The organism is Hymenobacter sp. UYCo722, from assembly GCF_040547115.1.
In the GTDB taxonomy this organism is placed as follows: Bacteria; Bacteroidota; Bacteroidia; order Cytophagales; family Hymenobacteraceae; genus Hymenobacter.
This window is the reverse complement of record NZ_JBEPPC010000001.1, coordinates 1,009,615-1,034,121: the sequence shown is the minus strand read 5'-3', so window position 1 is coordinate 1,034,121 and position 24,507 is coordinate 1,009,615. Positions and strand designations below refer to the sequence as shown.

At 62.8% G+C, this 24,507-nt stretch carries 21 protein-coding genes; 7 read left to right on the top strand and 14 right to left on the bottom strand.

The annotated features are described in order from the left end of the window. Window positions 1-35: 35 nt before the first annotated feature. The gene (locus ABIB44_RS04585; RefSeq protein ID WP_354583439.1) at window positions 36-857 is read left to right on the top strand and encodes a purine-nucleoside phosphorylase; all 822 of its coding nucleotides are present in this window, start codon (window positions 36-38) and stop codon (window positions 855-857) included. A gap of 111 nt (window positions 858-968) precedes the next feature. On the opposite strand, the gene ABIB44_RS04580 is transcribed toward ABIB44_RS04585, so the two are convergent. From ABIB44_RS04580 to ABIB44_RS04560, 5 genes are all read right to left on the bottom strand, one after another. Then, window positions 969-1,400, bottom strand: coding sequence for a lipocalin family protein (locus ABIB44_RS04580; protein WP_354583438.1), 432 nt, complete (start codon window positions 1,398-1,400; stop codon window positions 969-971). Between the two features lie 94 nt (window positions 1,401-1,494). Then, a complete protein-coding gene (locus tag ABIB44_RS04575) occupies window positions 1,495-2,352 on the bottom strand; it encodes a DUF4249 domain-containing protein (RefSeq protein ID WP_354583437.1) in 858 nt (285 codons plus the stop codon). A gap of 71 nt (window positions 2,353-2,423) precedes the next feature. Continuing rightward, window positions 2,424-4,769, bottom strand: a complete 2,346-nt coding sequence (locus tag ABIB44_RS04570; RefSeq protein ID WP_354583436.1) for a TonB-dependent receptor — start codon at window positions 4,767-4,769, stop codon at window positions 2,424-2,426. A gap of 90 nt (window positions 4,770-4,859) precedes the next feature. Next, window positions 4,860-5,171 carry a thioredoxin gene (gene trxA / locus ABIB44_RS04565; protein ID WP_354583435.1) on the bottom strand — a complete coding sequence of 104 codons (312 nt, stop codon included), beginning with the start codon at window positions 5,169-5,171 and terminating at the stop codon, window positions 4,860-4,862. Window positions 5,172-5,314: 143 nt separating this feature from the next. Then, complete coding sequence (locus ABIB44_RS04560; RefSeq protein ID WP_354583434.1) at window positions 5,315-5,749, bottom strand: hypothetical protein; 435 nt, start codon at window positions 5,747-5,749, stop codon at window positions 5,315-5,317. A 356-nt stretch (window positions 5,750-6,105) separates the two neighbouring features. On the opposite strand from ABIB44_RS04560, the gene ABIB44_RS04555 reads away from it, so the two are divergent. Then, window positions 6,106-7,164, top strand: a complete 1,059-nt coding sequence (locus ABIB44_RS04555; RefSeq protein WP_354583433.1) for a DUF6687 family protein — start codon at window positions 6,106-6,108, stop codon at window positions 7,162-7,164. A gap of 18 nt (window positions 7,165-7,182) precedes the next feature. Here ABIB44_RS04555 and ABIB44_RS04550 read toward each other — a convergent pair whose 3' ends face one another. The 5 genes from ABIB44_RS04550 to ABIB44_RS04530 form a co-directional block, all read right to left on the bottom strand. Beyond that, a complete protein-coding gene (locus ABIB44_RS04550; RefSeq protein WP_354583432.1) occupies window positions 7,183-10,896 on the bottom strand; it encodes an AAA family ATPase in 3,714 nt (1,237 codons plus the stop codon). 79 nt (window positions 10,897-10,975) lie between these two features. Further along, window positions 10,976-11,419, bottom strand: coding sequence for a hypothetical protein (locus ABIB44_RS04545; RefSeq protein WP_354583431.1), 444 nt, complete (start codon window positions 11,417-11,419; stop codon window positions 10,976-10,978). 295 nt (window positions 11,420-11,714) lie between these two features. Beyond that, entirely contained in the window at window positions 11,715-12,977 is a 1,263-nt protein-coding gene (locus ABIB44_RS04540; RefSeq protein ID WP_354583430.1) for an exonuclease SbcCD subunit D C-terminal domain-containing protein, read from the bottom strand. Between the two features lie 112 nt (window positions 12,978-13,089). After that, window positions 13,090-13,752 carry a hypothetical protein gene (locus tag ABIB44_RS04535; protein WP_354583429.1) on the bottom strand — a complete coding sequence of 221 codons (663 nt, stop codon included), beginning with the start codon at window positions 13,750-13,752 and terminating at the stop codon, window positions 13,090-13,092. Window positions 13,753-13,794: 42 nt separating this feature from the next. Beyond that, window positions 13,795-15,174 (bottom strand): MBL fold metallo-hydrolase, encoded by a 1,380-nt coding sequence (locus ABIB44_RS04530; protein ID WP_354583428.1) that lies wholly within the window; start codon window positions 15,172-15,174, stop codon window positions 13,795-13,797. Window positions 15,175-15,485: 311 nt separating this feature from the next. On the opposite strand from ABIB44_RS04530, the gene ABIB44_RS04525 reads away from it, so the two are divergent. Continuing rightward, the gene (locus ABIB44_RS04525; RefSeq protein WP_354583427.1) at window positions 15,486-16,700 is read left to right on the top strand and encodes a WD40/YVTN/BNR-like repeat-containing protein; all 1,215 of its coding nucleotides are present in this window, start codon (window positions 15,486-15,488) and stop codon (window positions 16,698-16,700) included. Window positions 16,701-16,846: 146 nt separating this feature from the next. On the opposite strand, the gene ABIB44_RS04520 is transcribed toward ABIB44_RS04525, so the two are convergent. Together ABIB44_RS04520 and ABIB44_RS04515 are read right to left on the bottom strand one after the other, a co-directional pair. Further along, the gene (locus ABIB44_RS04520) at window positions 16,847-17,287 is read right to left on the bottom strand and encodes a DUF4890 domain-containing protein (RefSeq protein WP_354583426.1); all 441 of its coding nucleotides are present in this window, start codon (window positions 17,285-17,287) and stop codon (window positions 16,847-16,849) included. Window positions 17,288-17,454: 167 nt separating this feature from the next. Further along, window positions 17,455-17,925, bottom strand: a complete 471-nt coding sequence (locus tag ABIB44_RS04515; RefSeq protein ID WP_354583425.1) for a DUF4890 domain-containing protein — start codon at window positions 17,923-17,925, stop codon at window positions 17,455-17,457. Window positions 17,926-18,172: 247 nt separating this feature from the next. On the opposite strand from ABIB44_RS04515, the gene ABIB44_RS04510 reads away from it, so the two are divergent. Then, window positions 18,173-19,753 (top strand): amino acid permease, encoded by a 1,581-nt coding sequence (locus ABIB44_RS04510; RefSeq protein ID WP_354583424.1) that lies wholly within the window; start codon window positions 18,173-18,175, stop codon window positions 19,751-19,753. A 127-nt stretch (window positions 19,754-19,880) separates the two neighbouring features. Here ABIB44_RS04510 and ABIB44_RS04505 read toward each other — a convergent pair whose 3' ends face one another. Then, complete coding sequence (locus tag ABIB44_RS04505) at window positions 19,881-20,309, bottom strand: hypothetical protein (protein WP_354583423.1); 429 nt, start codon at window positions 20,307-20,309, stop codon at window positions 19,881-19,883. A 149-nt stretch (window positions 20,310-20,458) separates the two neighbouring features. Beyond that, window positions 20,459-20,668: a hypervirulence associated TUDOR domain-containing protein gene (locus ABIB44_RS04500; protein ID WP_354583422.1), complete on the bottom strand. Its 210-nt coding sequence runs from the start codon at window positions 20,666-20,668 to the stop codon at window positions 20,459-20,461. Window positions 20,669-20,797: 129 nt separating this feature from the next. On the opposite strand from ABIB44_RS04500, the gene ABIB44_RS04495 reads away from it, so the two are divergent. From ABIB44_RS04495 to ABIB44_RS04485, 3 genes are all read left to right on the top strand, one after another. Next, complete coding sequence (locus tag ABIB44_RS04495) at window positions 20,798-21,043, top strand: LuxR C-terminal-related transcriptional regulator (RefSeq protein ID WP_354583690.1); 246 nt, start codon at window positions 20,798-20,800, stop codon at window positions 21,041-21,043. Window positions 21,044-21,150: 107 nt separating this feature from the next. Next, window positions 21,151-23,196, top strand: coding sequence for an RICIN domain-containing protein (locus tag ABIB44_RS04490; protein ID WP_354583421.1), 2,046 nt, complete (start codon window positions 21,151-21,153; stop codon window positions 23,194-23,196). A gap of 414 nt (window positions 23,197-23,610) precedes the next feature. Next, a complete protein-coding gene (locus ABIB44_RS04485; RefSeq protein ID WP_354583420.1) occupies window positions 23,611-24,504 on the top strand; it encodes a DUF6929 family protein in 894 nt (297 codons plus the stop codon). Window positions 24,505-24,507 lie beyond the last annotated feature (3 nt).

Below are 24,507 nucleotides of genomic sequence, written 5' to 3'. Positions count from 1 at the left end.
TCCGCTCAGGATGACAAATTTTAACCAGAATAGAAATGCTTTCCCATCTTAAAGAAGCCGCTTCCTACATCCAGGCCAACTCGCAAAATTTCCAGCCCGAAATCGGTATTATCCTTGGCACCGGCCTCGGGGCACTGGCTAAAGAAGTCGAAGTGGCCCACGAAATCAACTACGCCGATATTCCGCACTTCCCGCTGAGCACCGTGGAGAGCCACGCCGGGCGGCTGCTGCTGGGCCGCATGGGCGGCAAAAAGGTGGCCGTGCTGCAAGGCCGCTTCCACTACTACGAGGGCTACAGCATGCAGCAGGTGGCCATGCCGGTGCGCGTGCTTAAGCTGCTGGGCATTGGGCAGCTGCTGGTGAGTAATGCCGCCGGCGGGCTGAATCCCGACTTCAAAATTGCTGACCTGATGCTGATTGACGACCACATCAACCTGCAGCCCGGCAACCCACTCATTGGTCCCAACCTCGATGAGCTCGGCCCACGCTTCCCCGACATGTTTGCGCCCTACGATGCCGACTTGCTGGCCCGCGCCGAAGCCGCCGCCCAGGCACTGGGCCAGGCCGGCACCACCCGGCGCGGGGTATATGCCAGCGTGCCCGGCCCCATGCTCGAAACCCCCGCCGAGTACCGCTACCTGCGCACCATCGGGGCCGATGCCGTGGGCATGAGCACCGTGCCTGAAGTTATTGCCGCCCGCCACCTGGGTCTGCCGGTGCTGGCCGTGTCGGTCATTACCGACTTGTGCGCGCCCGGCCACCTCAAGCCCGTGGTGCTGGCCGATATTTTCGCCGCCGCCGCCGCCGCCGAGCCCCGCCTCACGGCCTTAATTAAGAAGGTAGTGGAAGGGCGGTAAGCCGAGGGATTGTTGAGCTGAACGCAGTGAAGCACCTTATCACGCTGGAATAAGTCGTTCCGGCGTGGTAAGGTGCTTCACTGCGTTCAGTAAGACGGCTGAGAAAAAAAACTACGGCTGGGCCGAAAAGGTGCGCTCCTCGGTCATGCCGTTTCTGTTGGTGAAGCTGTAGCGCAGCTCGGTAGCCGAAAGTGCCGCGACGCTGTACTCGGTGCTGGTGCCCTTGTTATCCGTGAGATGCAACATGGTGTTGTTGGTCATTAGCATCCAGGTGCCGGGATAGGTGGTGCTGGTGGCCAGCGTTTTCTGGGTGTAGCTGCCGTCGGCCCGGAACGTGAGCGAGTACTGGTCCTTGATGTTGGCCCCGGTACCGGTAACCTGGCCGCCTTCCTTCACCTGGTCGAGGCGCCAGCTGCCGGTGGTGAGCTGCTGCGTAGCCGTGAGGGTGGTTGGCACCGGCATGTCGGGCGAGTCTTTTTTGCAGCTGCCGAGGCTAATGGTAGTTAGCGCCAGCGCGAGGAGGGTGTAGCGGAAGGAATTCATGGGAAAGAAAAAATGAAAATTAGGGTGAGTAATGCTCGTAGGATGCCGCGTCGGCTGGGTTGGTTGCCTGGGCGGCAGCTTATTTTCAGTTGAGCTATTTCGCCAGCACTTTGGTGGCGTTCGTGCCGCTGAGCACCGTGAAGATGCCCACGCCGCCCTGCACGTTGCTGTAGATGCCCGAGGGCTGCGCAAACGGGTTGCCATTGGCCTGACGGGCGTCGCGCACCGACTGCCGGAATTGGAAATACGCCAGGTCGGTGTGGTAGAGGGTGGCCGTCACGGTATCGCCGGGGTTGAAGCGGTAGCTGGTGCCCAGCACAAACGGCTTGCCGTTGAGCAGCCGGTCCTGCACCGAGAAGTCGACTTCCGGCGATTTCAACAGGGCTTTTTTGGCCGGGTCGCCCTTGTGCAGCTGCAGGCGGTAGCAGTCGTCGGGTGTGGTCGGGTCGCGGAAATTGGTGAGGAAATATGCCTTGCGCTCCTTTCCGGTTTTGTCGTTGAACTTGTATTCCACCGAATCAATCGGAATGGGGGCCAGCACGGTGGTGGTGCCCGTGATGTGGCGGCCCTTGGTGTCCCGCACGTCGATTTTAAACACGTCGCCGGCTCTCGCGACCAAAATATCGCGGCCAATGTGCGAATGGAATTTTTCGCCCGAAGTCGTGTCGACCAGCGCCTTGTAGTTGGGGTTGAAAGCCAGCGGTACGGGCACGCCGTTGGGCAGCGTCAGGGTCACCGTCACGTCGGTGGGCACCTGCGGTAGCACTGCGCCCAGGTAGGGCACGGAGGTCGTCACGGCCAGGCTGGGCACCTTGCCGGGCTCCAGGTAACACTCCAGCACCAGCTCGGCCGAGTAGGTGGGCAACGGCACGTTGATGTCGTTCTGCAGCTTGCCGCAGCCGGCCAGGGCCAGCAGCAGCAGGGCAATGGGAAGTTTAAATGAGGGAGGCATGGACTGGGATAATTCAGGCTGTCATGCTTCGACAAGCTCAGCATGACGGGCATGGTGTTAGCAGCAAAGCGTCAGAAGCGGAAATTGTACGTCAGCGACGGGATAACCGGGAACAGCGAAACCTGCTTGGCCGCGAAGCCCGTGACGCGGTCGGTGGCCTTGTCGCGCACGGTGTCGAAAAACACGAAATAGGCGTTGCGCCGGTTGTAGGCGTTGTAGATGCTCAGCGTCAAATCCTGGTTGCGGCGGGAGCCGATTTTATACACCGCGCCGAGGTCGAGCCGGTGGTAGGGGATGAGGCGGTAGGAGTTGCGGTCGGGGTAGATGGGCACCGGGCGCGGGTCGATGCCCACGCTGGAGCCCGGAATATCCTGCACCCCAAAGCGGCCCAGCGGCAGCGTGGTCAGGTTACCCGAGGTGTAGATGAAGCTGGCCGTGAGGCTCAGCCGCGCGTTGAGCTGGTGAATGACCACCACGGTCAGGTTGTGGCGACGGTCGTAGTTGGGGTGGAAATCCTGGCCGCCGTTCACGCCGTTGGTGCCGTTCTGGGGCTGGAAATTGCGCCAGCTCCAGGCCAGGGTGTAGCCAATCCAGCCGGTGGTGCGGCCGGTTTTCTTTTCCAGATACACCTCGTTGCCGTAAGACCAACTCTTGCCGAAGATGAACTCCGCGTCCAAATCCGGGTTGGCAAACAGCTGCGCGCCGTCGCGGAAATCGACCTGATTCCGGCCCCACTTATAGTAAAGCTCGTTTGTGAGCAGGTACTTGCCGCCAAAAAGCAGAAAACTGCCCCCGCCGCTCACCTGCTGCGAGCGCTGCGGCTTCACGCGTAGCCGCGAGGGGTACCAGATGTCCGTCGGCAGGGTCGCGCCCGAGTTCGTGACGAGGTGCACGTACTGGTACATCAGCGCGTAATTCAGCTTGAACGAGGTTTTGTCGTTAAGCGAGTAGCGGGCCGCCGCGCGCGGCTCCAGGCCGCCGTACTGGTTGTCGCCGCTGCGGAAGCCCGACAGGCGCAGGCCGCCTTCGAGCTGCAGCTTGTCGGTGGCCTTGTAGTTATCGGAAGCGTAAAGCGCGCCATCCTGGCCGTAGTAGTTGATGTCGGAGCCGAAGTTCACGCGGCCGTCGGCGGAGTTGGCATCGAGCCGGCCCACGCCGAACGTGTGCTGGGTGAGCATGGCCCCGAACTTCAGCTGGTGCCGGTCGTTGGGCGTGTACTCGAAATCGGTACGCCCGGAGTAATCCGTGATGCGCGAGCCCAGCGTGAAGCTGAACTGGTCGAGCTTGTTGGTGAGGGTGTATTTGTAGTCAGAAACCGAAGCCGTGGTATTCACGAACAGCTTGGGCGAAAACACGTGGTTCCAGCGCAGCGAACCCAGCGTATTGCCCCACTGAAAACTGAAATTGAAGCCATTATTGCTGCTGAAGCCAAACACGTCGCGGCCCAGGTAGCCGGTCAGAAACAGCTGGTCTTTCTCGCCGAGCGTGTAGTTGGCCTTGGCGTTGAGGTCGTAGAAGTAGTAGTCGGGAATGGGGCTGTAATCGGGTTTGCGCTCGTTACGCTTGTTGATGGCCCGGGTGAAAATGTCGAAATACGTGCGCCGCCCGCTCACGATGAACGAGCCTTTGCCCTTGTTGATAGGGCCCTCGAACGTGCCGCGCGACGAAATCAGCCCGATGCCGCCCGTGGTAACGTACTTCTGCCGGTCGCCCTCGCGCAGCTTCACATCCACTACCGACGAGAGCCGCCCGCCAAACTGCGCCGGAAAACCCGACTTATACAAATCCACGCTCTGTACCGCGTCGGAGTTGAACACTGAGAACAGCCCGAACAAGTGGTTGGGGTTATACACTACCGTGTTATCGAGCAGCACCAGGTTCTGGTCGGCCGAGCCGCCGCGCACGAACAGGCCACTGGTGCCCTCGCCGCCGCTCTGCACGCCAGGCTTCAGTTGCAGGGTCTTCAGAATGTCAACTTCCCCAAACAGGGCCGGCAGCAGCTTGGCCTCCCGAATACTGAGGTGCTCGACCCCCATCTGCGTGGTTTTCAGCTTCTGCTCCAGCGACACGCTGCCAGTTACCAGCACCTCGCCCAGCTCCTGGTTACTCTCTTCGAGGTCGAAGCTTAGGCGCTGGCTTTTGGTCAGGTTCAGGTCGCGGGTAATGGTGCGGTAGCCGATGGATGTGACCACCAGCTGCACCCGGCCGGGCGGCAGCGGCAGGCGGTAGTGGCCCACCGAGTCGGCGGCCGTACCGGTAGCCAGTGCAGGCACGGCTACGCTGGCTCCGGGCAGCGTTTCGCCGTGGGCCCCGCGTACGGTACCGCTCAGGATTATGCGTGCGGCATCCTGCGCCCGGCCGGGCACCACGTTCAGCAAAACCAGAAAAGGAATAATCCAGAAACAGCGCGTCGTCAAACCAAAAACCATACAGCAGCGAACAGGGCGAAGCACAAAGGTAGCCCTCCCGCAACGCCGTCTCAGGCCGGATAGTTTGTGCCTGATGGGCTATTGCTCCACGAAAGGCCGCAGCGCCTGCGCAATTTGCGGGGCGGCCACCACGCCGGCCTGCCGCCACACTGGCTGCCCTTTGTGAAAGAGTATGAGCGTCGGAATGCTCTGCACGCGGTATTGTTGGGCCACGGCCTGGTTGCGGTCCACATCAATCTTGATGACGCGCAGCTTGCCACCGTGCTGGGCCGCCACCTGCTCCAGAATGGGAGCCATGGTTTTGCAGGGGCCGCACCAGGTGGCAAAAAAATCGACCAGCACGGGCATGCCGGGGCTATCGATGAGTTCGGAGAAGGACTTGCGGGGCACGGGAGGAATTGAAAAAGTGCGAAGTTCGGGATGATAACGGCGGATGCCGCGGCGGCGGGGCCGGAGCGGTTCCAGCTTCCGAATACGTGAAAACGAAAAAGCCCGGCTATGGGCCGGGCTTTTAGTTACGTTTGGCTGGACGGCTAGCGCTGCACCACCGAAATATCGTTGCCGACCTCGGGGAAGATGAAGTGCCCGCCCACGGCCCGTACTCCTTTCACGCGGCACTCCCAGGTGTAGCGGCCCGGAATGGCCGAGGCCGCTTCGCCCGATTCGGCTTTAAAGTACTCGGGGTCCGACGCATCGGTGGGGAAGAGAACATCGACCCCGGTTTGGCCTTTGGCCAGCTCCTTCACCAGGTAATAGTCTTTGCCATTACGTTCGTTGTGCACGATAAAGGTGGCGGTATAAGGGCCGAGCTGCCCGTATTTGTCAAGAACGCCGAGCTTGATTTGGGCGGTAGTGCTCACCATCCACGTTTGCGCCTTGGCAGCGGGGGCAGTAGCGAGCAGCAGCAGACCCAGTAGCAGGCCGGCAACCGGCAGTTTGCGGAGCAGGGAGGCAGGTACGAGTATCATCACAGGTTAATAGAGAAAAATGAGAAAACCGTTGAAGTACAACTGCAGAATGCCGTTGCATAATGCTGCTAATGGCACGCATTGTTTGCCAAGTTAGTACAGTAAACTTGGTTTCGCAAATAGTTAGCTAATAGCCAGTAGCGACTGTGTGTAAATATTTATTCCAGTCGTGGGCTGGCCGGTGACTTATTCGGCGAGTGAAAGAAAAAAGTCGGCCACAGTAGCAAATACCCGGGTGGGGGAGATGGTAGGTGCCGTCAAGATAGTCCGATTTTTTTGCGTTTAGGGCCCTGGCTGCTGCGCTGGCTTTTGGCGCAGCCAGGCTGCGGCAGTATTTTTTTCCTCAGCTTTGGCTCATGAACCGCTATTTCGTGCCTTTCGCGCAGCTTCGGCAGCAACCCACCGTGGTGGTCGACAGTGTGGGAAACGGGGCCACCCTCACGCTGGCGCATTGGCGCGGAGCCCTTACCCCGCCCGCGCTGCGCGACGATACCAGCGCGGGCTCGGCGCTGCGGGCGCTGCACCACCCCGAAACGCCCGGCCTCGAAGCGGCGGCCGTGACGGCCAATCACTTCGATGTGGACGGCTTCGTGGGCGTGTGGAGCTTGCTGCACCCGGAGCTGGCCCTGCGCCACGAAGCATTGCTGCGTCTGGTGGCCACCCTGGGCGATTTCCGCGAGCTCGACTTCGCGCATCCGCTCGCCAGCCCCGCGCTGCAAGTGGTGTGTTGGCTGAATGGGGAAGAAAAAACACGTTTTTACGAGCCGTTTGGGGCCCCGGCCCGCCGCCGCCGCGAGGACGAGGCTTCGGCTGAGAAATTCACCTGGTTTCTGCCGCGCCTCGCGGAAATACTTGAAAATCCGGAAGCTGGCCGCGCCGTCTGGCAGCCCGAGTATGAGCGGGTGCAAGCTGCCGCCGCCCGGTTGCAGCAGCCGCCAACGCACCGCCGCAATTACCCCAAAATCGGGCTAACCGTGATGCAAACGCCCACACCAGTGCCTTACTACGCCCTGTTTGGCCCCACCGCCGGCTTCGATACCGTGCTGAGCCTGTACGAAGGCCAGCGCTATGAGCTCGAATACAAATACACCACCTGGATTGACCTCGAAAGCCGCCCCACGCGGCCGCGCCTGCCATTAGCCCCGCTGGTTGCCCGTCTGAACGCGCTGGAAACCAGCGGCCGCGCCTGGGCCGCCGACGGCATCACCGACACCGGCCCACTGCTGCGCCTCACCGGCCAAAAACTTACCAAAGCCCAGCGCTACGCAGACCCTGATGGCCGACCGATTTACGCCTCTTCCATCTCCCCGGAAATATTCGAGGGAGAAGTCGTGGCGTTTTTCCAGGCTGGCTACGCGGGCATTCAGCCCAAAAAATATTGGACCTGGGCCGAGGTGAAGGCCGCCGGGATGTAGCGTCGCACACGTGCGTCTCTACGCCGCGCAGTCGGTTTCGTCGCCGCGGCCGTCTACGATGTGCACGGTGCTGTTGCCGCCCGCGCCGGGCCGCACCCGAATCTGGGTACCGATGCGCTCCTTGAGGTCGGAAACGTGGGAGATGATGCCAATCATTTTGCCCGAGTGCTGTAACCGTTCCAGCGCATCGAGGGCCGTGTTTAGGGCATCGGGGTCGAGCGTGCCAAAGCCCTCATCGATAAACAGCGACTCGATGCGGGCCTTGTGGCCGGCCAGTTCGCTCAGGCCCAGGGCCAGGGCCAGGCTCACCAAAAAGCTTTCGCCACCCGAGAGCGAGGCCATGGGCCGCACGGTGTCGGCCTGGTCGTGGTCGACGATTTGCAGCTCCAGGTTGCGGTTGGGCGTTTTGAGAATGGTGTAGCGGCCCGTGAGCTGCCGCAGGCGCAGGTTGGCCAGCCGGGCCAGGTGCGAGAGCGTGAGGCCCTGGGCAAACTGGCTGAACTTGTCGCCGCGCGCCGAGCCAATCTGCTCGCTCAAGTCCTGCCAGCGCTGCTCTTCCTGCTGGCGCACGGTGAGTTCGTACAGGCCGGCCGCCAGGAGTCGGCGGGCCTCATCGTCCTGCCCGAGCTGGTTGCCAATCGCGCCCAGCTGCTGCTGCAAAATGTCATCGGCCGCCGAAAGCGTGTTGAGCTGGGAGGCAAGCTCGGCGGCGGCGTGGGGCGTGAGGCCGGCCTCGGCGTGGCGGTTGAGCTCGGCGGTGAGGTCGGTGAGCCGGCGGGTGGCGGCGGCCTGGTTGGTGCGGTGGTCCTGGCGCAGCTGGGTGAGGTGCCCGGCCTCGGCGGCGGGCAGGAGCAGGGCGCGGGCCTCCCCGGCCGTGGCAAGGCCGGCGGTGGCGAGCGCGGCGGCTAGCTCCGTTTGGCGGATTTCGGCGGTGGTGCGGTACTGGGCTTCTTCCTGCTGAAGCTGGGCGAACAGCGTGCGGTTTTTGGTTAGCGCCTGCTGGTGGCTTTCGTGTTCGGTTTGGGCGGCCTGCAGGGCGCGGGCCAGGGCCAGGGTGTGCTGGTGCAGCTGTTCCTGCTCGTGGGCCGGGTCGGGGCCGGAGTAGCCGGCCAACCGGGCGTCGCGCTGCTGCCGAAGCGTCAGCTGCTCGGCGGCCAGCGTTTCGGCACTGGCCCGGAGCTGGGCCCGCAGTTGGTTCAGCGCCTCCACCTGCGAATCGTATTGCGCCTGCTGCCGGGTGAGGTCTTTGTCGAGGCTGTTCCGGGCCTCCAGCTGCGCGGCGTAGATGGCCGCCCGTTCGCCGAGGGTCGCCAAAACCCCGTCGTAGGGCTGCGCTGGAGGCAGTACCAGCGCGTGGGGAGCCAGCATGCCCTGAATCTCGTGGCGGTAGTTGGCCGCTTGCTGGCGGTAGTCGGTCAGCTCATTTTTTAGGTTGGCCAGCTCATTTTGAGTCGTTTCGTGGCGCTGTTGGGCCAGGGCGGCTTCGCCTTTGGCCTGGAGGGCCTGGGTGCCGGCCGTGCTGTGCTGCTCCTTTAGCTCGGCCAGTATTTTCTCCAAGCCGGCCAACTGCTGGCAGGTGGCTGCGGCCGCCGCCTGGGCCGCGCGGGTTTCGGCGAGGCGCAGCTGAATGACGGCGGGGTCGGCCGGGTCGGGCAGGGCGGGAGCCAAGGCATCGTCCAGCTCAGCGGCTTCGGCGCGGGCCAGGGTGGCCGCTTCGGCGGCTTCCTGGCGGCGTAGCAGGCGCTGCTGCTGCTCGGTTTGCCGGCGCACCAGGGCCTTGTCGGCCAAGCTCAGGGCCTGGTCCAGCTGCGCGAGGGCCGCTTGCTGGGCGGTTACCCGTTGTTCCTGCTCATCGGCCCCGGCCGTGAAATCGGCGGCAAAAGCGTGCTCCAGCGCGCCGCAGAGCGGGCAGGGCTCGCCATCGCGCAGCTGGTGGCGGTGCGTATTGAGGTCGGCCAGCGCCTGGCGGGTGCGCAGCTCGCGCTGGTAGCTTTCGAGCAGGCGCTGCCCGTCGTCGCGCCGGGTTTTGAGGTGGCTGAAGTCCTGCTCGGCCGGGCGAAGCGCCTCGGCTTCGGCCGCGTGCTGCTGGTCGATTTCCTGGGCGCGGGCCTGCTGTTTCTGCGCCACTTGGGCCAGGGGCAGCAGGCGCTGGCACAGATTCAGCTGCGCCGTGAGGGTGGCCTCACGCCCGGCGAGAGCGGCCGCGTCGGTATCCTGCAGCAGGGCGTCGCGCTCGGCGCGGTGGGGGCGGCCCTGGGCCACGAGGCGCTGCTGGTTGGCCAGGGCATCGGCTTCGGCTTTTTGAAGGCGCTTGAAGTCATCGGCCGCCGACTGCAGGGTTTTCAGCAGCTCGTTCTGCCGGGTTTCTAGGGCCCGTTGCGGGGTGGTCACGCCCTCCAAATCCAGCAGCTCCCGCTTAATTTCGGCCAGCGCCGCGGCCAGGTCGTTCTCGTGGTTATGCGCCAAAATCCAGCTTTCGAGCGTGGTTTTTTGCTCTGTCAGCGTCGCCACGGTCTGCCCTTGCTGCGTGTGAATGGCCTCCTTGGCGTCGTATTCCCGCTGCGCATCCGCCTGCGCCTGCGTGGTTTTGGCCAGCTGGTTCTCGGCGGCCGCCAGGGCAATATCAGCTTCCCGGGCCAGGGTCAGCACGGGCCGTAGCGTGGCTTCTTTGGTTTCAGCCGTGGCGTGCGCCTCCCGGGCCTCGGTGAGGGCACTGTTGGCCTGGCCCACGGCCGAGGCCAGGGCCGGGTGCGTCAGTTCCAGCTGGTGGAGGTTGTCGGCGAGGCGAAGCAGGGTTTGGTGGGCGTCATCGGCCCGGGCCAGGGGAGTGGCCACGGCGGCGGCGCGGGTGTGGCCGTCGAGCCGGGCAAACTCGGGTTGCAGGGTTTCGTCGGCGCGGTGCAGGCGCTCCACCTCGCGGGCCGTGTCCGTGAGCTGCCGGTCGAGCTGGTCCAGAATGGTGCGCCAGGTCAGGCCCAGGGTCAGCTCCAGCTGCTCTTCATAGTGCTGTTCAGTCAGCTGGTGCAGCACGTCGAGCTGGGTTTCCAGGGCCGCCCGCTCTTCGTCGGCCAGCAGCCGGGTCGCTTCCAGCTTGGCACGCAGCAGCTTGGTTTTCAGCTCTTCCTCCCGGGCCTTCTCATAGGCCGCCACACTCAGCCGTGAGTAGATGCCCACGTTGGTCATCTTCTCCAGCAGGGCGCTGCGCTCCTTTTCGGGCGCGTGCAGGAAGCGCGCAAACTTGCCCTGGCTCAGCAGTACCGACTGCTCAAACTGCCCAAAATCCAGTCCCGAAACCTCGCTCACCCGCGCCGGCACCGCCTCCTTACCCGATACCACTGCTACGCCCGACGGGCTCATGACCAGCGTCATGGCATCCTGGCCGAGGCCGCCTTTGTCGTCGCCCCGGGTTTTGCGCTTCACCTCCCAACGCGAGCGGTAGCGCACCCGGTCCACCGTGCCGGTGTCGGGGTTAGTTTCGAGTACTTCGAATTCCACTTCCGAAAACGCGTGGGGTGCGTGGCGGCTCACCATCTCGCCCACCTGCCGGTCGTGGCGTGGTACGCGGCCGTAGAGGCCCACCGCAATGGCATCGAGCAGCGTGCTTTTGCCCGCGCCTGTGGGCCCCGTAATGGCAAAGAGCCCCGTATCGGCCAGGGGCGTTTCGTCGAAGCGAATCAGGAACGGTCCGGGCAGCGAGTTCAGGTTAGCGAAGCGGACGCTGATAATTTTCATGGCCTAAAATTACGCCCATCTTGTCCGCAAAAGGCGGGCGAGATGGGCGCGGAGTCAACTGAAATGCGGCGAAAGCAGCCTATTTGGCTGTTGCCGAAGTAGCCGCATGCTGGCGGCGTTTATCCTCCGTCAGGTAAAACTTTAATTCCTGGCGGTACGTCTGCAGGCTCCAGCCCGGGCGGGCCGACCCAATGTAGTTGAGGTTGGCCCGAATGGCTGCTTCTAGTTCGGGTGGACAAGTGCGGCTCGTCGAGTCGGCAAGTAGGGCCGTGTGGCAAAGGCCGAGCTGGGTTTCGAGCTGGGTGATACGGTCAGCCGCATCGCCGGCCACCACGTCTTCCGGGCACCGCTTCATCACCAAGCTTTGCCCGCGGTAAGTCGTTGTGGTCGTCGTTCGGGCAAGAATGGCATCGTTGGCTTTTTTCTGGTCGGCAATCATCCGCACTAAGCCAATAACAGCCCCGGGAGCGCCCGCATAGGAGGACTGGCCATAAACCGGAGTCGAAAAATAACCACCCAGCATAAGCAGTATGGCAGGATATAAGATTATATGTTTTTTCACAAATTTTGGGCTGAATGATGAGTTAAAAGTATTGAATTATGTGCGCATTTCGGAAATCAGGGCTATTCCCGAATAAGAATTCCGACTAATAAAAAGTCATGCAGCGCATCAAACAGCGATGAAGTATCCCGCCTGCCCATTAATCAGGCACCCGCTTGGCGATTAACTTACAGCCACAAGCGAAATGCTTCGTCAAGCTCTGCATGGCCTTTTACTGTCCGGAAAAGTCCATGAAATTGTCGCCGGGCACTGGCCATCATCCGGGCGTTTCACCCGTTCCGGCCGCCAGCTCGGCCTCGCCCAGCAGCTGGCGCAACTCGCCGAACGTGGCTGTGAGGGCCGCCGCCCGTTCCGGTGGCAGGCCCGCCACCCGCCGGCCAAATACCTCATCCACGGTCAGCTCGTGCAGCTGCGCGAGCGGGGCCAGGTCGGCGGCGAGGTCGGGCTGCTCGGTGGCGCGCTGGTGGCGTACGCCGCGCGGGGCCACTACTTCCAGTTTCTTTAGCTCCAATACTGCCTGTACGCGGCGCTGCACCTCGGCGGGCGTTTCGTCGGAGCGCACCAGCACGTCGGCCCAAGCCACGAGCGGAAAGGCCGCGTTGTCGTAGGCCAGAATGTCGGCCTCCACCTCGTCGAGCGTGCCGTGGAAGCGCTGCAGCCGCCGCGCCACCGGCACCGGCAGGGTGGTAATCGTGGGCGCGCCGGCTCCCTTAAACTCCAGTAGCAGCACCTGCTGCTTATCATTGGCCTCGGTGAAAGACAACGGCACCGGCGAGCCCGAGTAGCGGATGTGGGCCCGGCCGCCCACCACCTGCGGGCGGTGCAGATGGCCCAGGGCCACGTAGTCGAAGGCGGCCGGGAAATGCTCGGCTCCCACCAGCCCCAGCCCGCCGATGTGCACGTCGCGCTCGGCCCCCTCGCGGGCCTCGCCGCCGGCCGCGTAAAGGTGGCCGGTGGCGAGCACGGCCATGTCCTGCTCGCGCAGGCGGCGCACCACGTCCAGCTCCGACAGCGCTGCATAGTGGCCGGCAATGCTCTGGCGAATGCGCAGCTGGCGGTCGTCGGGGCTTTCGCCGGCCACGGCCAGGCGAATGTCGCGGTCGCGCAGGAAGGGCACGGCGCATACTACCAGCCCGGGCCGGCCGTCGGGCCCGGCCAGGTGCAGCACCTGCTCGGTATGGTCGGCGGGCACGCCGCCTACTACGTGAATGCGCAGCTGCCGCAGCAATTGCCGCGAGGCATTGAGCATGGTGGGCGAGTCGTGGTTGCCGCCCACCACCACAATGTCGCGGCAGCCGGTGCTCTGCATCCGTACCAGGAAGGTGTAATACTGCTCCTGCGCCGTGTAGGAGGGCGACTGGGTGTCGAAGATGTCGCCGGCAATTACCAGCGTATCAATGGCCTGGGCCTTCACCGTGATTAGCAGCCAGTCGAGGAAAGCCTGCTGCTCGGTGGTGCGTTCCTGGCCGGTGAGGAAGTGCTGGCCGAGGTGCCAGTCGGCGGTGTGGAGAACGCGCATAGGGTAGAGTAATTCAAAAAGTAGCGCGGATTGAAAGTCCGCACTACTTCAAAGATACCGTCCAGGCCAGCCAGTAATGCCTAGTAGCAAGTCGTTAATTTCCCCTTCCTCATTATAGTCCGGCTTTGCTGGTGCTGTTTTTAAAGTCAAACCCTTGCAGGTAGGCAACTTTCCATTTCCCATTCTCTTTCACAACCCTAAATCGATAAGTAAATGCTTTCCAGCTTGCGTCGGTATTTGCGTCAAGTTTTCCCCATTTCCAGTAGGCCATGCCTTGGTGGTTATCTAAGGTGATGACGTTTGTTTTGATAAAATCGTACGGATTTGGCTTATCGTATGGAACGTCTTGGCATAAAGTCCAGGGGTCGACATTACTGGCGAAATTGAGCGGCGGCAATTCGCCATTGGCGTGCCATTTTTCAATTTCTTTTCTTCTTATTTTCTGGTCAAGTGTCAGAATTATTTGATTGTAATTCTCAATAAATTCTGCTGCGAAAAAATTGGCCGCTTTCAGCTTCTCAAGATTCAGCTTGTGCATTTTTAAATTCATGCCAATGCAATAGTCACTTTTATTAGTAGTCAATAGTGGCAGCAGATTAATTGATTTTGCTGATTCGCCCCAATTCACCACTTGCCTGATAAGCTGTTGAATTTGCGCTTTATCATCTGCCGGTTTTATTGTTTTTCCGGCAGTCTCAGAAGTTGTTTTAGGGGCAGCCTGTTGCCAACTAAAAAGCAAGTGCCCAGCTAATACAACTAATGTGAAGTAGCGCATCTATTATTTTTCGACGTTATTTTTTTAGCTTTAAGCTGCTGTCTAATGCTCGGCCGGTGCCTGAAAATCCGTCACGGCCTCGCCCAAATCCAGCACCTGCGCGGCGGGTAGCGCGGCCTGCACGATGCTGGTGCCCGCCGCCGAGCGATAGCCGCCCGCGCAATGCACGAGGATGGGTTTGCCGGTCGGGATTTCGTGGGCGCGCTCGCGCAGTTCGGGCAGCGGAATGACCAGAGCGTTAGCGAAAACCGGCGTTTGGGCCTCGTTGCGGTTGCGGATATCCACAATGGTGAACTGTTCCGGGTGCTCGCGTACCTGGGCCACGTTCACGGCGGGGGCGGTGGTGGGCAGGGTTGGCGGGGCCAGCAGCGCGCCTTTGATATTGCCTTCGTAACCAATTTTGGCGGTTTTGCGCACCACGGTGTCGAGGGCGATTTTGGTGTCGGCCAAAAGGTAGAATTTTTCATCCGGCCCAATGACCGAGCCCAGCCAGGTTTCGAACTTGCCGCCGTCCTGCAAATTGATGGCACCGGCCAGGTGACCGGCGCGGAATTTGGCCGCCGGGCGGGTATCGATGAGCAGCACGCCGGGCTCCGGCGTGTCGGTGCTGCCGAGGTGGGGTACGGCCCGGATGCTATCCTCGAAACTGGGGGCACCCTGGCGGTTGAGTTGCACGTCGTGGCCGAAGTATTTGGGCACGAACGGCTGGTCTGCGAGCAGCACCTTGATGAAATCCTGCTCCGACATGGGCTGCAGAGCGTAGTTGGTTTTCAGCTCTTTGGCAATGGTGCTGTCCAGGTCGAGACTAGTGGTTTTGCCGCAGAGCGAGCCGGGGCCGTGGGCTGGGTACACCTTGGTGCTGCCGGGCAGGGTCATCAGCTTGTTGCGGGTGCTGCGGTAGAGCTGGGCGGCCAGCTCCTCGCGCTGGTGGCCACCACCCGCTTCGTTCTCGCGTAGGTCGGGCCGGCCCACGTCGCCCACAAACAGCGTGTCGCCGGTGAACACGGCCCGGCTCTGGGCCAGCTCATCGAGCAGCAGAATACTGATGCTATCGGGCGAATGGCCGGGGGTATTGATGGCATGCAGCTCGACGCTGCCGAGCTTGATGCGGTCGCCGTCGTCGAAATCCTCATGGGGGTATTTGGCACCCACCAGCTTGCTGCAATAGATGGTGGCCTCGGTTTCCTCGGCAATTTCCAGGTGCGACGATACGAAATCGGCGTGCGGGTGCGTCTCAATCACGGCGATGATGTCGGCCTCGTGCTCGTCGGCAAAGTCGTAGTAAGGCTGCGGGTCGCGGCCCGGGTCGATAACCGCAATCTGACGGCCACAGCGGATGGCGTAGCTGGCGTGGGCCAGGCCCTTGTCGTAGAACTGCTGAATTTGCACGGCCGAGGCCGTGCTACTGGGAAGGGGAGGCATAGCGGAAAGACGGGCTTCGGGCCGGCTGGTTTGGCCAAATATAAGCAGCCGCTATAGATGAGTGCGACCGGTTACGGCAACGGCCTGGCGATACCTAACTTAGCAGCTTGCCAATGGTGTATCTACAACCAGCACTACTACCACGAAGCGGCCCGCCCGGTCAGCAGCCTTGCGCTTGCGCAACTCTTTCCACAACAGTTATAAAAAATAGTGCTTTCTGCGCGGCTTTTCTGCTGCTGCTGGTGCCGGCTTGGTGCCGGGCCCAATGGGTGGTTGCCCCAGGCTCCCCGCATCATTCCAGTTATCAGACAATGCGCAGCCTGCAGATAACCGCCGATGGGGCTATCTGGGCCAATTGCTTTCGACCCCACGGCATGGGGGATTTCGATTCGTACGTCTACACCTCAACGGATGCCGGCCAAACCTGGCCCCAACGCTTGGTGGGGCGCGGAAATTTCGGCCCGATGCCCGGGCGTGTCGCATCGGGCACTATCGCATTCGACATCTGGGCATTGGATGCGGGCAACGCCTGGATGGTCACGTATGATTATGCCACCACCCAATCTCAAGTGCTGAAGACGACGACCGGGCCGTTGGGTTTTGACACCCCCCTCGCCCTGCCCACCCCGAAACCAATTTGGTACGTCCGCTTCTTCAATGCAACCGAAGGCATTGCGCTGGCTGCCCCGGATATGGCAACCGGTAGCTGGGGCATCTACCACACTACGGATGGGGGAAGCACCTGGGCCGCGAAAACCGTGGCCGGCGCGATGCCCGCCAACGAAGGCTTTATGTCGTGCGAAGTGGTTGGGCGCAGCATGTGGGCCGTCACGAATCTGGGCAAGCTCATTTTTACCAACGATGGCGGCCAGACCTGGACGGTGGCCAGCCCGGGCATTGCCAAGTATCGCGTGGTGTTTCGCAGTGCCACGCAAGGCCTGGCGTATGGCTACGAGCCCGGGGCCCCGGGCGCACCATTACTGGTGCGCCGCACAACCGATGGCGGCCAGACCTGGACCCCGGTGGCGGTGACTGGCCTGATGCGAACGACGCAGGTAGTGGCCGTAGTTGGCAAGCCGGGCACGTACCTCAGCGTGGGCGATTACCCGCAGTCGGGCAGTGCCCTCTCGAAGGACGATGGCTTAACCTGGAGCAGCCTGGAATCAACTTACAGCCACGATGCCGTGGCGACGGGCCCTGGCAATCAGGCCTGGGCTACCGCTACCGACGACGCCGTGACGAAAACGATGATGCAGCTGAATGCCAGCGTGCTGCCAACCCGGGCCAGCAACCCGGCCACGCGACCGGGCTACCCGAACCCAACCCCTGGCGTGGTCACGATAGAAGCGGCCCCGTATGCCCGGCAAGCCATTTTTTTCGACGTGGTGGGGCGGGTTGCCGGGCAACAGCTCCTGCCCACCGGCGCTACCCGCCTGGACCTAACCGTGCTGGTCCCCGCCATCTACCGCGTGCAATTGACCGGACCCGGTGCCGCGCCCGTGCACTTTCAGGTAGTGCGCGAATAGCTGGCTGGTGTTGGCTGACTCGCGCCGCGCCTTCCCAATTTTAAGTGGCTGGTGGCTGGGCTATCCCTGCCGCTCGTCACAAATGCAAAAATCCCCGACCATAATTGGTCGGGGATTTTTAGTTTTAGTTGGAATGCGGCCGAGAATTAGGATTTGGCCTTCATCTTCATTTTGCCGTCCTTCATCTTATCGCGGTGCTCCTCTTTTTTGGCCTGATACTTCGCGTATTGGTCGGGCGTGAGGATGGTTTTGAACTGGGCCTCGAAGCGGTCGTGGGCAGCCTTCATTTCGGTGCGGCCAGCTTTGCGGTTGGTGGCGTACTTCGCTTTGAGGGCGGTGGTTTCCTGCTGGCGGTCCAGCATTAGACGCTCCACTTTAGCTTCCTGGTCGGCGTTGAGGCCGAGCTCCTTGGCCATTTTGCCGGCGCGGTGGTCGGCCATCTTGGCGGGGTCTTTCGGGCCTTTCTGATAGTGGCGGGCGGTTTGCCGGGCATCGGTGCCGGTGGCTTTCACCGGGGCGGTTTGGGCGAAGCTGGTGCCGGCGGTGGCAAATGCCAGGGCGGCGAGCAGAAACAGGGTCTTTTTCATGGGGTTGAATAATACGGGGTGGTGAGGGGAAGAACCGCTGCACAAGCAGGCTGGTCGTGCATTGGGTAAGACAAGCCTTGTGCCAGAAGCAGGGTTAAAACTGCCCGGCGGCACCCAAAACCGGCAACCATCGACCAACCGGCCGGATTCACCGGCCTGGCGGTGCATTACTCCGTCGGAGCCGGGGCGGCCGGGCGGGCCCCGGGGCGCATTGGCCGCCGGCCGCCGGGCAGCTTGCCGGTCTGGTCCACTTTCATCTGGGTATACTTGGCAAATTGCTCGGGCGTGAACACTGTTTTCAGCTGCTCATCGAATTTTACCTCGGCGTTTTTCAGGTCCTGCGGCGAGCCGTAGCGGCGGCCGTTGGTGACGCGGCCTTCGCGCAGGGTTTGCAGCTGCTCGCGCTGGGCCAGCAGCACGGGCAGGAGCCGGGTTTGCTGGTCGGCGCTCAGGCTCAGCTCCTGGCCGAGGTACTGAACGCGCCGGCCCACCATCTGCTCGGGGGTTTGCTGGAGGCCGCCGGCGGGTGGCACGGTGCGCACAATAGTGCCGGGAGTAGCAGTGGCGGCCGGGGTTTGGGCCATGGCGGCCGAGGTAGTGGCCCCGCCCAGGGCGAGGAGTAAAAGGAGCTTTTTCATGGAGTGAAACGGAAGAAAACGAGGGGTGAGCCGACGGTAGTACGGGCCATCGGGAGGCAATATCGGCGGGGCTAAGCAAGGAGCGGGCCAGCCGGCCCGGCAGCCCCGGCGGGAAACGGAGCGAAATTGCTGCCTATATTTCGGCCCCGCTGCCGTGGGTGGCCCGTTTTGGGGCGCTGCAGACGTCTAACGGACTCGTATTTTTCTCTTCATTCCCACTTTTTCTTTCTCATACACATTCCTACTCATGGCAAGTATTTTCGCCAAAAAACCTCTGGCCGTACTGCTGGGCGAGGCTAACTCGACCGGGCACGGCACCCTGAAACGGACGCTGGGCGCGGGCAACCTTGTGGCCCTGGGCGTGGGCGCTATTATCGGGGCGGGCCTGTTTGTACGCACCGCCGCTGCTTCGGCCCAGGCTGCCGGGCCGGGCGTGACGCTGGCCTTCATTCTGGCCGCCTTCGGCTGCGTGTTCGCGGGCCTGTGCTACGCCGAGTTCGCGGCCATGATTCCGATTGCCGGTTCGGCCTACACCTACGCCTACACCACCATGGGCGAGTTTGTGGCCTGGGTAATTGGTTGGGCCCTGATTATGGAGTACGCCCTGGGCGCGGCCACCGTGAGCATTGCCTGGAGCGAATACCTCAACAAGCTGCTGGAGGTCTTCGGTACCAGTATACCGTATAACCTGTGCCACTCGCCCTTCGAGCACGCCGTCATCAATGGCATCGACCAGCGCGGGCTCGTCAACCTGCCGGCGCTGTTCATCATTGTGATGCTCAGCCTGCTGCTGGTGAAGGGCACTCAGGAATCGGCCATGTTCAACGCCGTGATTGTGGTACTGAAGGTGCTGATTGTGGTCGTGTTCATCGCCGTGGGCTGGCAGTTCATCAACCCAGCCAACCACACGCCCTACCTCATTCCGGCTGATGCCGTGGTGAAAAACGCGGCCGGCGAAGTGGTCCGCACCTACGAAGGGTTCTTTAAGCACGGCATCGGCGGTATTATCGGCGGGGCGGGCATTGTGTTCTTCGCCTTCATCGGTTTCGATGCCGTGAGTACGGCGGCCCAGGAAGCCCGCAACCCCAAGCGCGACATGCCCATCGGTATTCTGGGTTCGCTGGCCATTTGCACGGTGCTCTACATCCTGTTCGGCCACGTGCTGACGGGCGTGGCCAGCTGGCGCGAGTTTGCCGACCCGGCCCTGGGTGGCGAGGCCAGCGTAGCCTATGCCATTCGGGCGCACATGCCCGGCTACGGCTGGTTGGCTACGGGCGTAACGGTGGGCATCCTGCTCGGCTTCACGTCGGTTATTCTGGTGATGCTCATGGGCCAGAGCCGGGTATTCTTCTCGATGGCCAAGGACGGCCTCATGCCCAAGGCGTTTTCGGAGCTGCACCCGCGCTTCAACACGCCCTACAAGTCCAACCTGATGCTGATGGTGTTCGTGGGCCTGTTCGCGGCCTTCGTGCCCGGCTCGCTGGCCGGCGACCTCACCTCGTTCGGGACGCTGCTGGCTTTCGTGCTCGTGAGCCTGGGCGTGTGGATTATGCGCAAATCGGACCCCGACCAGCCGCGCCCCTTCCGCGCGCCGCTCTCGACGCCTAGCTTCCCGCTGGTGCCCATTATGGGGGCGTTGGTGTGCACGCTGCTCATCGTGGGCCTCGATTCGTTCACGCTGCAGGTAGCCGTGGGCTGGATGCTGCTCGGCTTCATCGTTTACTTCCTCTACGGCCAGCGCAACTCCATGCTCCAGAAGGGTGTGGTAGTCGTACCCACCGAGATGGACGAGGAAGCCTTCATCAAGCCCGACTCGAATAATCGATAGATTAGGCGAAGTGCTAAGCGAGTGGGGCGAGCCTTTAACGGGCCACTCCCAACGCATTATTTACGCAAAAAGCCCCGCTGGTACGTACCAACGGGGCTTTTTGCGTGGGCAGAGCTTTTGCTCCGGGTCAGAGCGGGGCGGGTAGCACGGTGCGATAAGTAGCCAGCCACGCCAGGGCCGCGCGCTCGTCGGTGAACCAGCTGGCCCGGAAAGTACTGGCGATAACCAGGGGAGGGGCATAGCTGCGGGCGCGCAAGGCCTGCCAAAATTCGGGCCGGGCCACGAAGGCCAGCGTGGGCACGCGGCCGAGCACGCGGTGCACGCGCGGCAAAAATTCGTCGCTCAGCCACTCATACACATCGGGCGGGCGGGCGTCGGCATCGGCGCGGCCATCAAGCAGCCAGTAGGGGCAGTGGTGCTCTTGAGCGGTGGCCAGCAGCATTTCGCAGGCTTCGGTGAACTCGATGGTGGTGAGCGGCCGAAGTACAGTGCCGCGCAGCAGGGCAGGCGCATGCTGGTAGCGCACCATGTAGAAGGGCTGGGAAAGGGTTGACATAGCGGGCTGAGGAAATGCAGGGCAACGCACTTGCCACGGTGCCATAAGCAGCCGAAATCGCTCAAGCCCAATGCCGGACACTAGGGGAGAGTGGCGAATGCCGGGCAAAGGTAGACCCGTGACCGGGCGCTTCGCGGCGGCTTCGCTGGTTAGGCCACGGGCTTCACCTCACTTTTGAGCTTAAGCACGCGGTCGCCGTTTTCCTGCACGATGACGAAGGCGGGGTCGGTGGCCGAGCCGTTGCGGTGAATTTCAGCGCCCTTAATCGTGCGGGTAATGGGCTCTTTGTGAGTTGACTCAATTTTGCCTACGGCCGTGCCGGTGCCGTATTTCCAGGATACTTGGGTGCCTTTGCGCATGGCGGAATTAAGGATTAGCAAACGTAATTACCAGACGTACGCACGAAGCTTCGTTGCCGTTGGGGCTGGCCTTGGGCTGAGCGGGTTGGGGGGCGCTGCGGCCGGCCCAGCCAACCCAACGGCGCGGCGCTGGTTGAGCGCACGCCCCGCGAGCGCGAAATCCTGCGCCTGGTGGCCGAGGTGAAATCAAACCAGGCCATTGCCGGGGCCCTGTTTATCTCGGAGCGCACCGTGGAAACCCTACCGCACGACCATTCTCACCAAAACCAGCTGCAAGTCGGTGGTGGGGCTTATGCAGGACGCCATCAGGCCCAAGCTGTGGGGCAGGGACGGCGGCGGAACGAAGCAAAATGCGCGCTGCCCGCCCAATATTGAGCAGCTGCGCCAACCCGAAGCAAAGCCTTTTTGATACTCGCTACCCCGTTTCGCCGTTCTTTGCGGTGTTCAACCATGCGTGGTGCCTTGTGGCCGCGCCCCCATCCATGCCTCGTTTTCTGCTCTTGTTGCCTTTGCTGCTGTGGCTGCCGGTTAGTGTTAGTGCCCAAACCAGCACGTTCGTGCCCGATGAGCGGGCGTACTACGGCCTGATTGACCGGGGCAGCGGGCGCTGCCTCGACGTGGCCAGCGCCAGCACGGCCAGCGGGGCGGCGGCCGTGCAGTGGGAGTTCACGCACGCCAACAGCCAGCAGTGGCGCTTTGTGCCGGTGCGCCAGGGCAGCGAGTACTACCGCATCGAGGCCCGCCACAGCGGCCAGTGCCTCACGGTGCCTACGGCCGGCGAAAGCACGGCGCTGGTGCAGCGGCCATTTCAGGGCAGCGCCGAGCAGCAGTGGCGGCTGGTGCCGGCCGGGCCGGCGGGTAGCTTCCAGCTCGAAAACAAGAGCGAGGCTCGGGTGGCCGCACTGGCTGCCTCCGATAAATTCAACGGCACGCCGGTGGTGGCTCAGAAAAGCAACGGCCGCGCCAGCCAGCAGTGGCGGCTATTCCGGCTGCGCCTGAACTTGCTCGACGGCCCGTCGTCCTTCGGCGCGCCGCAGCAGTTGGCCGGCCCCGTGAACTCGCCGGGCAATGAGCTGCATCCCATCCTGAGCCCCGATGGCAACACGCTGTTCTTTGCCCGCACCAAGTATGCCGGCAACACCGAGGGCAACACCGACTCGGGCGATGCCTGGGCTAGCCGCAGCGCCGACCAGGGCCGTACCTGGGGCGCGCCCGCGCGCCTCGATGCCATCAATACCCAGCAGAACAACGAGGTGGTGGCCAACAACTTTGGCCGGCTGCTGGTGCGCGGTACCTACGAGCCTAACGGGTTTCGCGACGAGGGCTTGAGCACGGTAGCCGAGGCGGCGGGCCTGAATGGCGTGGCGAAGGGCGTAAGGCCCACGCCCATTGCCATCGAAAATCTCTACTCGGCTTCGCCGGCTACGGGTTTCTTCGTGAATTCGGGTACCGGTCCGCGCGACCCAATTATGGTGCTTTCGCTGGAACGGGGCGACTCGGAGGGCGGTAACGATTTATACGTGAGCTTTCACCTGGCCAGCGGGGGCTACTCCGCGCCGCTAAGCCTGGGGCCGGTGCTGAACTCGCCGGGCTTCGACTTCGCGCCCTGGCTCGCGCCCGACGGCAAAACGCTCTACTTCGCCTCGTATGGCCACATGGGCTACGGCTCGGCCGACATGTTCGTGAGTACCCGGCTCGATGACTCGTGGACGAAGTGGAGCGAGCCCCGCAACCTCGGCCCGGCCCTGAACGGGCCCGGCTTCAACGCCTACCTGAGCCTGACTCCCGACGGCAAAACGGCCTATTATTCGTCGTCGGCCACCGCCAACGGCACCAAGGACATCTGGCGCACCGGCCGCGCCGTGGTGGCCGACTCGCTGCCCCAGCCGGTTGTGGCCGAAGTATCGGAAACCGCTGGCCGGGCTTTTCTGAGTGGGCGTGTGCTCGACGCCCGCACCAGGCAGCCGGTGCCCGGCGCGCTGGTAAAGGCCAACCTGCTGGGTACCGGCCGCAACAGCACCCAGTTTAACGCCACCAGCCGGGCCGACAATTCGGGCAACTACCAGATGTCGCTGCTGCCGGGCCGCTACGCGCTGTCGGCCATCGGCGGCCTGCTCACGATGAGCGACACGCTGAATGCCAGTGGCTCGCCGCGCCGCGATATTTTGCTGAACCCGGCCGTGGTGGGCGAAAAAGTTGATTTGCCCAGCATCATCTTCGCCCAGGGCAAAGCCACGCTGCTGGGTTCGTCTTTCATCGAGCTCAACCGCCTGGCGATTGCCCTGCAGGCCGCCCCGGCTACCGAAGTACGCCTCGAAGGCCACACCGATAACGTGGGCCCGGCCGACAAAAACCAGCAGCTGTCCGAAGACCGGGTGGCCGAAGTGAAGCGCTACCTCGTGGGCCGTAGCATCGACGAAAAGCGCATCACCACCATCGGTTTCGGCGGCACCAAGCCCCGCTTCGGCAACGACCGCGAAGAAACCCGCCGCCTGAACCGCCGCGTGGAGCTGGTGATTGTGAAGTAGCAATAGGCCATTGCCTTTGCGCCGGTACCGTTGCGCGATGCCGGCGGCACAGGCGTTTTCGTTCAATGCCGGCGGAGCGAAGGTTCCGGCTTGCGCCCCCGCCAGGTAACTCCATCGAGCACGTAATGCGTGGACTGCGGCAGGGCCAGCAGCGGCACCAGCCACCTCAATAGCGCGGGGTTGGCTCCAGGGGGGCAGGCGCTGAAACCAGCCGAACACCCCGCCGTGCGCGCGCCAGACCAGCCCGTGCCAGAGCCCTTCTTCAAGGAAAGCGAACCCTCCCACCGTGCCCAGAAAAACCGCCACTCCATAGCGCCCGGCCCAGGCACTGCGCCGTATAGGTGTAGCCACTTGGGCTGGTTTCGGCCCGAACTACAGCCATCATTTGGCATTTCTTTCGTCTTCCGTTTTACTATGACGGCCACCATCCTCTCCGAAAACCCGCTGGCCGGCCTGCCCTCCGCTTCGGGCGTCGAAATCATCGGCCCCGTCGCCTACATCATCGGCGACGACTCGCCGGTGCTATACCAACTCGACGCGGCCACGCTGGCTCAAACTGGCCGCATTGCGCTGTTCGAAGCGGCCGCCGATTTCGCCTCCGGCCGCATGCCCAAGCCGGTGAAACCCGACCTGGAAGGCATGGTGGCCCTCACCTGGCCCGACGGTCGCCCCGGCCTGCTGCTGCTGGGCTCGGGCAGCCAGCCCAATCGGGCCCGGGGCTGGTTTGTGCCCATCGAAAACCTGGTGCCGGAGGCCGTCGACCTGGCCCGGCTTTACGCCCAGCTAGCCGCCCAACTGCCCGCCGGCGTGGTCCTTAACCTCGAAGCCGCCGCCACTACTGCAACCGAGCTGCTGCTGTTTCAGCGCACCGTGGGGCGGACCGATGCGGCGCTGCTTTTCGTGCTGCCGCTGGCCGAAACGCTAGCTTTTCTGACCAACGCAACAGCTACAAACCCGCCTGCCGTGCATCAGCTAGTGTTGGAACTGCCGCTGATTGACGGCTGTCCGGCCGGCTTTTCGGGGGCCACGTTCGCCGATGGGCGGCTGTTCGTGTCGGCCTCGGTGGAGGATACGGACGATGCCGTACTCGATGGCACGATGCTAGGCTCCTTCGTGGGCGTGGTGGATGTGGCGGCCGGCACGGCCACCCTGGCCCGGCTAGCCTGGGCCGATGGCCGGCCGTATTTCGGCAAAGTGGAGGGGCTGGCCGTTCGTCGGCAGCTGGCTGACGGCCACTTCGAACTGTTGCTCGTGACCGACGACGATGCCGGTGGCAGCACCGCCGCCACAGCCCACTTGGTGCTGTAGGGG

What these genes read in the sequence shown, in the direction of transcription:
- ABIB44_RS04490 (WP_354583421.1), top strand. Translation starts at nt 21,151, where the DNA reads ATGCCTCGTTTTCTGCTCTTGTTGCCTTTGCTGCTGTGGCTGCCGGTT.
- ABIB44_RS04525 (WP_354583427.1), top strand. Translation starts at nt 15,486, where the DNA reads ATGCGCAGCCTGCAGATAACCGCCGATGGGGCTATCTGGGCCAATTGC.
- ABIB44_RS04535 (WP_354583429.1), bottom strand. Translation starts at nt 13,752, where the DNA reads ATGCGCTACTTCACATTAGTTGTATTAGCTGGGCACTTGCTTTTTAGT.
- ABIB44_RS04530 (WP_354583428.1), bottom strand. Translation starts at nt 15,174, where the DNA reads ATGCCTCCCCTTCCCAGTAGCACGGCCTCGGCCGTGCAAATTCAGCAG.
- ABIB44_RS04510 (WP_354583424.1), top strand. Translation starts at nt 18,173, where the DNA reads ATGGCAAGTATTTTCGCCAAAAAACCTCTGGCCGTACTGCTGGGCGAG.
- ABIB44_RS04540 (WP_354583430.1), bottom strand. Translation starts at nt 12,977, where the DNA reads ATGCGCGTTCTCCACACCGCCGACTGGCACCTCGGCCAGCACTTCCTC.
- ABIB44_RS04485 (WP_354583420.1), top strand. Translation starts at nt 23,611, where the DNA reads ATGACGGCCACCATCCTCTCCGAAAACCCGCTGGCCGGCCTGCCCTCC.
- ABIB44_RS04545 (WP_354583431.1), bottom strand. Translation starts at nt 11,419, where the DNA reads ATGCTGGGTGGTTATTTTTCGACTCCGGTTTATGGCCAGTCCTCCTAT.
- ABIB44_RS04515 (WP_354583425.1), bottom strand. Translation starts at nt 17,925, where the DNA reads ATGAAAAAGCTCCTTTTACTCCTCGCCCTGGGCGGGGCCACTACCTCG.
- ABIB44_RS04555 (WP_354583433.1), top strand. Translation starts at nt 6,106, where the DNA reads ATGAACCGCTATTTCGTGCCTTTCGCGCAGCTTCGGCAGCAACCCACC.
- ABIB44_RS04585 (WP_354583439.1), top strand. Translation starts at nt 36, where the DNA reads ATGCTTTCCCATCTTAAAGAAGCCGCTTCCTACATCCAGGCCAACTCG.
- ABIB44_RS04560 (WP_354583434.1), bottom strand. Translation starts at nt 5,749, where the DNA reads ATGATACTCGTACCTGCCTCCCTGCTCCGCAAACTGCCGGTTGCCGGC.
- ABIB44_RS04500 (WP_354583422.1), bottom strand. Translation starts at nt 20,668, where the DNA reads ATGCGCAAAGGCACCCAAGTATCCTGGAAATACGGCACCGGCACGGCC.
- ABIB44_RS04520 (WP_354583426.1), bottom strand. Translation starts at nt 17,287, where the DNA reads ATGAAAAAGACCCTGTTTCTGCTCGCCGCCCTGGCATTTGCCACCGCC.
- ABIB44_RS04580 (WP_354583438.1), bottom strand. Translation starts at nt 1,400, where the DNA reads ATGAATTCCTTCCGCTACACCCTCCTCGCGCTGGCGCTAACTACCATT.
- ABIB44_RS04575 (WP_354583437.1), bottom strand. Translation starts at nt 2,352, where the DNA reads ATGCCTCCCTCATTTAAACTTCCCATTGCCCTGCTGCTGCTGGCCCTG.
- ABIB44_RS04505 (WP_354583423.1), bottom strand. Translation starts at nt 20,309, where the DNA reads ATGTCAACCCTTTCCCAGCCCTTCTACATGGTGCGCTACCAGCATGCG.
- ABIB44_RS04550 (WP_354583432.1), bottom strand. Translation starts at nt 10,896, where the DNA reads ATGAAAATTATCAGCGTCCGCTTCGCTAACCTGAACTCGCTGCCCGGA.